The 9330-nt window shown below is 59.9% G+C and carries 9 protein-coding genes; 7 read left to right on the top strand and 2 right to left on the bottom strand.

The features are described from left to right. Window positions 1–281, bottom strand: a 281-nt coding sequence (locus JQC81_RS21710) for a TRAP transporter small permease (protein WP_203273864.1), incomplete at its 3' end; no start/stop codon positions are given. Between the two features lie 274 nt (window positions 282–555). Further along, the gene (locus JQC81_RS21705) at window positions 556–1518 is read right to left on the bottom strand and encodes a dihydrodipicolinate synthase family protein (protein WP_203273858.1); all 963 of its coding nucleotides are present in this window, start codon (window positions 1516–1518) and stop codon (window positions 556–558) included. A gap of 884 nt (window positions 1519–2402) precedes the next feature. Between JQC81_RS21705 and JQC81_RS21700 the strand changes: the two genes are divergently transcribed. The 7 genes from JQC81_RS21700 (at window position 2403) to lhpI (ending at window position 9255) form a co-directional block, all read left to right on the top strand. Then, window positions 2403–3212, top strand: coding sequence for an ABC transporter substrate-binding protein (locus tag JQC81_RS21700; RefSeq protein WP_203273856.1), 810 nt, complete (start codon window positions 2403–2405; stop codon window positions 3210–3212). 77 nt (window positions 3213–3289) lie between these two features. After that, window positions 3290–3955: an amino acid ABC transporter permease gene (locus tag JQC81_RS21695; RefSeq protein ID WP_203273855.1), complete on the top strand. Its 666-nt coding sequence runs from the start codon at window positions 3290–3292 to the stop codon at window positions 3953–3955. Window positions 3956–3966: 11 nt separating this feature from the next. Next, on the top strand, window positions 3967–4620 hold the full coding sequence (locus JQC81_RS21690; RefSeq protein WP_203273853.1) for an amino acid ABC transporter permease: 654 nt from the start codon (window positions 3967–3969) through the stop codon (window positions 4618–4620). Next, window positions 4613–5335 (top strand): amino acid ABC transporter ATP-binding protein, encoded by a 723-nt coding sequence (locus JQC81_RS21685; protein WP_203273851.1) that lies wholly within the window; start codon window positions 4613–4615, stop codon window positions 5333–5335. The genes JQC81_RS21690 and JQC81_RS21685 overlap by 8 nt, the downstream gene beginning before the upstream one ends. Before the next feature lie 59 nt (window positions 5336–5394). Further along, the gene (locus tag JQC81_RS21680) at window positions 5395–6423 is read left to right on the top strand and encodes a trans-3-hydroxy-L-proline dehydratase (protein ID WP_203273850.1); all 1029 of its coding nucleotides are present in this window, start codon (window positions 5395–5397) and stop codon (window positions 6421–6423) included. Window positions 6424–6475: 52 nt separating this feature from the next. Then, complete coding sequence (locus tag JQC81_RS21675; protein WP_203273849.1) at window positions 6476–7492, top strand: Ldh family oxidoreductase; 1017 nt, start codon at window positions 6476–6478, stop codon at window positions 7490–7492. Window positions 7493–7506: 14 nt separating this feature from the next. Continuing rightward, window positions 7507–9255 (top strand): cis-3-hydroxy-L-proline dehydratase, encoded by a 1749-nt coding sequence (lhpI, locus tag JQC81_RS21670; RefSeq protein WP_246520571.1) that lies wholly within the window; start codon window positions 7507–7509, stop codon window positions 9253–9255. The last annotated feature ends 75 nt before the right edge of the window (window positions 9256–9330 follow it).

Raw genomic sequence — 9330 nt, 5'->3', positions numbered from 1 at the left:
GCTATCTGCTGTCCACGCGCAGAGAGCCGCTCGGTGAGCATTGTCACAGCAAAGTCCAGCCGAAGCCGCGTCATCGCCGAGGCTCCAATGAACGTCAACCAGACTGTCGCATAAACGGCCGACTCGTCGATCCAGTAGATTGGCAGACCCGCATACCGGGTTGTGACATTGATCAAAATCAGCAGGGTCAGGACGCCCATAAAGCCCATGATCGCGACGCGCTCGAAAGCCAGCAGTCCATTGGAGAGGGCAACGACGGCGCGTACTGGCCAAGGTGGCATGTGGGAGCTGGGCGATGGCTCACATGCCAGTAATGTATTCGGTTCGTTCACTCGCACAGCTCCATTGCCAGCCAACTGAAAGCATACCGTATACAATCTACGGATCAACCAAGATGTAGGGCGTTTCTCCCCGCCATCCCGTAGAGGACGGTCCTGATAGGGCCATTGACACTCGGAGATGGGGCTGCTCAAGCAGCCTCAAGCCCATGGCCTCGCGCTCAAGGGGATCAAGAATGGAAAAGGCCCACGGGCGAGTGGGCCTCTTACCTGTCTCTTAGGCAGCGTATTTCTGCACGGTTCCGGGCTGCCTGCTCCACTCCGCATACCATGCGTCGAAGAGCTTGAGTTGGGATTCAGCATAGCCCCGCTGACTATCTGAGAGAGCATCAGTTTCGTTGAAATGAAGCGCATATTCTGGGTTACCCTTCAGCGCCATCAGATGCTTATAGTACAATACCAGATCCGGTCCCTCGTCGAAGGACGACAGAACGTGCAGCGCCTCCTCCAGCTCCTTTGCCCGCTGGCGGGCCTCGGCATCACCCTTCGCAGCGGCCTGGGCAAGAGCGCATAGGTGCAGTACCTCGCGGGGCAGGACGTTGCCAATGCCGGTGATCGCACCGGTGGCGCCGCAATTGACAAAGCCGTGGAACACTGCGGTATCGACACCAACCATCAGCGTCACACCGTCGTCCTGGCTGGTGATGTGCTCGGCCGCATAGGTCAGGGCCTCGGTACCGCCGAATTCCTTGAAACCGATCAGGTTCGGATGCTCGGCGCGAAGAGCAAAAAACAGATCACCACGGGTCGCGAAGCCGTAGTACGGGCTGTTGTAGATCACTGCCGGCAGATCGGGAGCGGCAGCGAGGATCGCCTTGAAGTGGTGGCGCTGAGCGGTGAGCGACGACCCGCGGGAGAGGACGCGCGGAATCACCATCAGGCCCTGAGCGCCGACCCTCTGTGCGTGCGCGGCGTGGGCCACTGCGGCGGTGGTGTTGACAGCTCCGGTTCCGACGATGACCGGCACACCGGCCTTCACCAGGCGCTCCACACCTTCCATGCGCTGCTCGTCAGTCAGGAGCGGCCAGTCGCCCATCGATCCGCAGTAGACAACCGCGGACATGCCGGACGCGATCAGTTCCTCGCCTTTGCGCACGAGAGCGTCGAAGTCGGGGCTGCGATCGGCCTTGCAAGGCGTCATAAGCGCCGGGATGCAGCCGGAAAAAATCTTGGGTTCCACGCGGTTCTCCTCCAGAAGCCAGTGTCTCTGCCCGCATAGCTGTTGTGGGCAGCTCTAAGATCCGCCAAGTTTTGGATCAACTGGCGATTTTATACAATCTACATTATGTCGAGTCAACACGTGTTAACAGGAGCAGCGGCACAAGCGCCGAGATAGGAGAGTGGCGTCTCTCCAAATAACCTCTACAGCGCCCGTCGGGCGCGCTCAGCCACAGCCATCCATGATGTTAGAAGGCGGAGAATGCGTCGAGTCGACGATGGTGGCGACCGTGTCGATGGCACGTGGCCTCCGCGAAGGTGCAGGCTCTGTCCAATCAAGGGTGCACTTCGGCCATGTTCACGCTCCTCACACCGTTCTGCCGCATCTCAATTGCTCTCGCTTTGCCAAACGTTGGGTGCGCGGTCGTGCTTTGGTGCCAGATTCCTCCCTAGCATCGACATAGCTGGATTTACCAGGCGCAGCGGTTGCGCGATCGGAAGCGGTCGTTAAGTCCTGTCGCGCGCCGTCATCACATCCCGTCTCCCTGCAGAGTTCATAGACGACAAGCCCGGTTTTTCGAGCCGACTGCGTTCTCAGTTCAACATTAGTGATGAAATGTGTCCACGGTTATGACGCGGAGGACAATCTGATCTGAAGGAGAACGCTCCGCTACGCGACAGCTCCTTGCACTTCTTCGCCTAGTCCCCACTCACACGGACCAAGAGATAGGTCTTTCGGACGCCTGAAAAGGCCACTGACCCGACGAGTAGTATGCAATATCACCCAAACTTTGCCCTCAAAGAAGAATTTCCATATTGCAAATTGTATCCAATATGCGAATGTCCTGCCCGCTGATCCTAGGCGGGACTGCCGGGTTCGGACATGAATAAACAGGGAACTAAATAATGAAACTGAGGACAACAGCGGCAGCTATTTTCATCGGCATGCTCGCCGCCATGCCTGCCAAAGCAGACAAGCTCGACGATATTATTGCCTCTGGCACCCTGCGCTGTGCCGTCACACTCGACTTCCCGCCGATGGGGTCACGCGACGAGAAGAACCAGCCGGTCGGCTTCGACGTTGACACCTGTAACGATCTGGCCAAGGCACTCGGCGTGAAGGCCGAGATCGTCGAGACCCCGTTCCCGGACCGCATTCCGGCGCTCGTCTCGGACCGTGCGGACGTAGGCGTTGCCTCGACCTCCGACACGCTGGAGCGCGCCAAGACCATCGGCTTCTCGATCCCGTACTTCGCCTTCAAGATGGTCGTCCTCACCAAGGATGGAACAGGCATCGACACGTATGAGAGCCTGAAGGGCAAGAAGACCGGCTCGACCTCCGGCACCTACGAAGCGATTGCACTCGAGAAAGACATGAAGGCATGGGGCGGCGGTTCCTTCCGTCCTTACCAGACACAGGCTGACGTGTTTCTCGCACTCTCCCAAGGCCAGATTGATGCGACCGTCGTCACCAACACGGTGGCCCAGGCCACGGTCAAGTCCGGCAAATTCAAGGGCTTCGTGGTGAAGGGCGATGCCCCTTATGTGACCGACTATGTCGCCTTGATTGGCTTGCGCCAGGAGCAGGGCCTGCTCAATTACCTCGACCTGTTCGTGAACCAGCAGGTCCGAACCGGCCGCTACAAGGAGTTGTACGACAAGTGGGTAGGCGGCGGTGAGGCGCCTGACCTCACAGTCAAAGGCGTCTATCGCTGATTGGCTGCTGAACGGGCGGAGGCTAACACCGCCTCCGCCTTTCTCAGGGCACCTCAGTTGTTTGGACCGCGTTCATCATGCTGAATTACACATTTCATTGGCGCCCGGCCTTCAACGCCCTTCCCGACATGCTGTGGGGCGCTCTGGTGTCCCTCCAGATTGCCGTACTGTCGATGGTGATCGGCGTCGTCCTTGCCGTGTTTCTGGCGCTCGGGCGCCAGTCGAATAATAAACTTCTCTATGGTTTCTCAACTGGATGGGTCGAGCTTGCGCGCAACACGCCTGCTCTGTTCCAGATCTACATGACGTACTTCGGTCTGGGCTCCTTCGGTATTCACTTGGATTCCTATGTGGCGCTTCTCGCTGGGATCGCCTTCAACAATGCGGGCTATCTAGCCGAGACATTCCGCGGCGGCCTTCGTGCCATCCCGCATACGCAGACACGCGCCGCCCGCTCGCTCGGCATGACCGCACCGCAGGCGTTCCGCCTCATTGTGCTGCCGCAGATGTTTCGCATCGTCTTCTATCCCATGACCAACCAGATGGTCTGGGCACTGCTGATGACCTCGCTTGGCGTTACGGTCGGCCTCAATACCGATCTCACCGGCGTCACGCAGGATCTGAACGTGCGCACCTTCCGTACCTTCGAGTTCTTTGCCATCGCGGCGCTCATCTACTACCTACTGGCCAAGCTCATCACCCTCTCATCGCGCCTCTTCGCCTGGCGTCTGTTCCGGTACTAAGGGAGGTTGCGATGTTCGAGACAAGTCTCACCTGGAACGACATTCTTTTCCTTCTCCAGGGTGCGGGAACAACGCTGACCATTACATTCTGGGCAGTGCTCGGCGGCACCATCCTGGGGATGCTCTTTGGTCTCATCCGTGCCACGTCACCGTGGTGGGTCAACGCGCCGATCGGGTTCGTGCTGGATATTCTGCGCTCAGTGCCCCTCCTGATCCAGTTCGTGCTCGCAAACTCATTCAAGTCCATCCTCAAGCTCCAAGTATCTGCCTTCACGGTAGGCTGCGTGGTGCTTGCTCTCTACACGGCGGCGTACTGTGCCGAGATTGTTCGCGGCGGCATCCTGGCCGTTCCGCCGACCACACGTCGAGCCGCCCGCTCCTTGGGCATGACCTACACGCAGGATCTGACCAACATCGTCTTCCCTATGGCCTTGCGTGTTGCGTTGCCCAGCTGGATCGGCCTCACTCTGGGCGTCATGAAGGACACAGCGCTGGTTCTCTGGATCGGCATCGTCGAACTGCTGCGGGCGTCCCAGGTGATTGTGACCCGCATTCAGGAGCCGCTGTTCGTTCTCTCGATCGCCGGTCTGATCTACTTCCTCATGAGCTTCCCGATCGCACGGCTCGGGGCGCAGCTCGAAAAGCGGTGGCGCGAAAATGATTGAGTTAAAAGACGTTCGGAAAAGTTTCGGCAGCCTAGAGGTGCTGAAGGGCGTCAGCCTCACCGTTCAGAAGGGTGAGGTGCTCTCGGTCATCGGCGGCTCGGGCTCGGGCAAGTCCACGATGCTCATGTGTATCAACGGTCTGGAGCCAATCCAAGGCGGGCAGATCCTCGTCGACGGCACGGATGTGCATGCCCGCAGTACGGACCTCAATAAGCTGCGGCAGAAGATCGGCATCGTGTTCCAACAGTGGAATGCCTTCCCACACCTCACCGTGCTCGACAATGTCATGCTCGCGCCCCGCAAGGTGCTGGGCAAGAGCAAGAAGGAAGCGGAGGAGATTGCGGTCAAGCAACTCACTCACGTGGGTTTGGGCGAGAAGCTGAAGGTCTATCCCTCCAAGCTGTCCGGCGGCCAGCAACAGCGCATGGCCATTGCGCGGGCGCTCGCCATGTCGCCGGACTACATGCTCTTCGACGAGGTCACCTCCGCACTTGATCCGCAGCTTGTGGGCGAGGTGCTGGACACCTTGAAGATGCTCTCGGAAGAGGGCATGACCATGATCCTCGTCACCCACGAGATCCGCTTCGCGCGAGATGTGTCCGACCGGGTCGCGTTCTTCCACAAGGGCCTGATTCATGAGATCGGCGCCCCTGACCAGGTGATCGGAAACCCGCAGAGGCCCGAGACCATCGACTTCCTGAAATCCGTTCTTTGAAGGTACAGGTATCGATCTCGCAGAAACTCATCTTCAGACAGCCCTGCTCGGAGAGCTCAATGCGTACGTCGAAAGTCGTTCATGTCGTCAGCTGCCATGCGGAAGGGGAGGTGGGCGACGTGATCGTCGGCGGCGTCGCGCCGCCTCCGGGCGACACAATCTGGGAGCAGTCCCGCTTTGTCGCCAGAGACGAAACCCTGCGTAACTTCGTCCTGAACGAGCCGCGCGGTGGTGTCTTCCGGCACGTGAACCTTCTCGTGCCACCGAAGAACCCGCAGGCGCAGATAGGCTGGATCATCATGGAGCCCGCTGACACTCCGCCCATGTCGGGCTCCAACTCCATCTGCGTGTCCACTGTCCTGCTCGACACCGGCATTATCCCGATGCAGGAGCCAGAAACCCGGCTCACTCTCGAAGCGCCAGGCGGCCTTGTCGAGGTCACGGCAGCCTGCCGGGCCGGCAAAGCGGAGCGGATCACGGTTCGCAACGTGCCCTCGTTCGCCGACAAGCTCGACGTGAAGCTCGAAGTGGAGGGCGTTGGCACGCTCACGGTGGACACAGCCTATGGCGGCGACAGCTTCGTGATCACGGATGCGACGGCGCTCGGCTTTGCGATCCGCCCCGACGAGGCGAAGGATCTGGCGGAGATCGGCATCAGGATCACCCGCGCGGCCAACGAGCAGATCGGCTTCAGACATCCAGAGCTTCCGGGCTGGGATCACATTTCTTTCTGCCAGATCGCGGCGCCGCTCGTTGACCGACACGGTGTTCCACACGGCGCCAACGCCGTGGTGGTGCGCCCCGGCAAGATTGACCGCTCGCCGACCGGCACGGGCTGCTCGGCCCGCATGGCAGTGCTTCACGCGCGCGGCATCCTGAAGGTCGGCGACAGCTTCGTGGGCCGCTCTATCATTGATTCGGAGTTCATCTGTCGGATCGAGAGCGAGGTGACGGTGGGTGGCAGGCCCGGCATCATCCCGTCGATCTCCGGACGCGCTTGGATCACCGGCACCCATCAGCACATGCTCGATCCCGACGATCCGTGGCCGGATGGCTACCGGCTGTCGGATACCTGGCCGCAGATGTAAACCTGTCGACACCGCTATATGAAAGCCTCGGACACGAACGGGCCTGGACCAAATGAGTGAAGAAATCACCCTCCCGCTGGACGAGGTTATGCGGATCAGCATCGACGTTCTCAAGGCAGGTGGTCTTTCCGACGACCATGCGCATGCCATCGCCGAGATCGTCTATGCGGGCCAGCGCGACGAGTGTCATTCCCACGGTATGTATCGGCTTCTCGGCTGCGTACGTTCCGTGAAGGAAGGCAAGGTCAATCCGAAAGCGGTGCCGGACGTGGTGGACCACGCACCTGCCGTTGTGCGCATCGATGCCCATTTCGGGTTCTCTCCGCTCGCGTTCGAGCGCGGCAAGCCGTTGCTCGTCGAGAAGACCCGCCGGACAGGCCTCGCCGCCATGGCGATCAACAACTGCTATCACTTCTCTGCTCTCTGGCCAGAGGTGGAGGCGATCAGCGCGGACGGCCTTGTGGCGCTCGCGATGACCCCGAGCCACAGCTGGGTTGCGCCGGCAGGTGGCAATAAGCCCGTGTTTGGCACGAACCCAATCGCGTTCGCCTGGCCACGCCCCGATGGACCGCCCTTCGTGTTCGACTTCGCCACGAGCGCTATCGCCCGAGGCGAGATCGAGCTGCACCGGCGTGCGGGCAAGCCTATTCCCACCGGCTGGGCCATAGACAGCGAAGGCAATCCCACTAACGATCCGACGGCCGCTCTGGCCGGTGCCATGCTGACCTTCGGTGGCCACAAGGGTTCTGCCCTCTCGGCCATGATCGAGCTGATGGCAGGTCCTCTGATCGGCGACATGACCAGTGCGGAATCCATGGCCTTCGATGAAGGGGTCGGCGCCGCCCCTTGCCACGGCGAGTTGATCCTAGCCTTCGATCCGAAGGTGTTTCTCGGTGCCGATGCCACGCAGCACGTATCCCGGGCCGAGAAAATGTTTGAGTCGATCGTCGGCCAAGGTGCGCGACTGCCCTCGCAGCGCCGCTATGAAGCCCGTGCGCGCAGCAAGGTGAACGGGGTGCACATTCCCAAGGCGCTCTACAACGACCTGCAGGCTCTCCTGGCACGCTGATGAAAAGAACCATCATGAACGAGGCCGTTTTCCGCGGTGCCGCCTTCGGTCATGGCGAGGCTGCGGGCGAGATCATCGCCAGCGACGTGGAGTTGAGCTTCTGGGGCGGCGTCGATCCACTCAGTGGTGAGGTCATCGACCGGCATCATCCCCTGAGCGGCCAGATTCTGACGGGCAAGGTTCTTGTCATCCCCAGTGGACGTGGCTCCTGCTCGGGCAGCGGAGTTATCCTAGAGCTTCTTCTCACGGGAAAGGCACCCGCAGCCATAGTGGCCGAGCGTGAGGATGATATCCTCACGCTCGGCGTCGTGATCGCGGAAGAAGTCTTTGGGAAATCCATTCCCGTGGTCGTACTCAACCCAAGAGAATTCCTACAGGTAGCCACAGCACGTTATGCACGGGTTGACGGCAATCGCGTTGTATGTGGCAATGATCCTGACGCAGTGCGGGCGCTGCCGCTTGCCGAAAGAGAGCCGAGAAACAATGTTTCTGATCTCAGTATGAGCAAAGCGGATCAGGCATATCTGGATGGCACCTACGGTAAGGCCGCGCAGGTAGCCATGAAAGTCATTCTACGCATGGCTCACCTACAAGGCGCCAATCGGCTGATCGACGTCACGCAGGCGCATATCGATGGCTGCGTCTATACCGGTCACGGGTCGCTGAGGTTCGCGCAGCAGTTGCGGGACTGGGGTGGGAGGGTTACCGTGCCGACGACGCTGAATTCAATCTCTGTCGATCACCGCCGCTGGCGTGTACAGGGCATCGACCCAGCCTTTGGAGAGCCGGCGAGCCAATTGGGTGACGCGTATATTGATATGGGCGCACAACCCACCTTCACTTGCGCACCTTACCTTCTCGATTCTGCCCCAGACAAAGGCGAGCAGATCGTCTGGGCGGAGTCCAACGCTGTCGTCTATGCCAACAGCGTGCTCGGCGCGCGGACAATGAAATATCCAGATTTTCTTGACATCTGCATTGCGCTGACGGGCCGCGCACCACTGGCCGGATGTCATATTGAGAGCGGCCGGAGGGCGGCTCTCCGGATCAACGTGCCGAAGCTGAAGAATTTTGACGATGCGTTTTACCCACTGCTCGGCTATCACGTCGGCCTCGTGGCTGCGAACAGGATTCCTGTCCTGACCGGGCTCGAACAGGCTGCGCCCTCACAGGATGACCTGAAGGCCTTTGGGGCTGCATTTGCGACCACCTCAAGCGCGCCCATGTTCCACATTCTCGGCGTGACACCCGAGGCAGTGACATTGAACGATGCAACCGGCGGGACAAGCGTTCCGACTGTCGAGATTTCCATTGAGGACCTGCTCCAGAGCTGGCGCGAGCTCGACAGTGCCCCCAGTTTATCGGTCGATCTCGTATCGCTCGGCAATCCGCATTTCTCCTTCAGTGAGTGCGAAAAGCTCGCCATTCTCTGCCGCGGTCGCACGAAGCATAACGACGTATCGGTTGTCGTGACCTGTGGGCGCGCCACACATGACAAGGTACGGAAAGCCGGGATTCTATCGGAGCTCGAGCGCTTCGGGGTTCAGTTCGTCACGGATACGTGCTGGTGCATGATCACCGAGCCGATCGTTCCACCGACGGCTGCAACGATCATGACCAATTCCGGCAAGTATGCCCATTACGGCCCGGGCCTCACGGGAAGAAGCTTCCACTTCGGAAGCCTCGCGGCTTGTGTTGAGGCGGCCTGCACTGGGGTCACAAGCGATGGATCTCCGCCTTGGCTCAGAGATTGTCTGAGGTGACATTGGCGAAGTGGTTTAGTCATTCTGCTAATGCGAACTGCAGATCATTGTAGAGCATAGCCGGCATACCTGAAC

This window comes from Microvirga arabica (assembly GCF_016811235.1).
Lineage (GTDB): Bacteria > Pseudomonadota > Alphaproteobacteria > Rhizobiales > Beijerinckiaceae > Microvirga > Microvirga arabica.
Note: the sequence above shows the minus strand (reverse complement) of the source record. Positions and strands in the feature narration are given on the sequence as shown.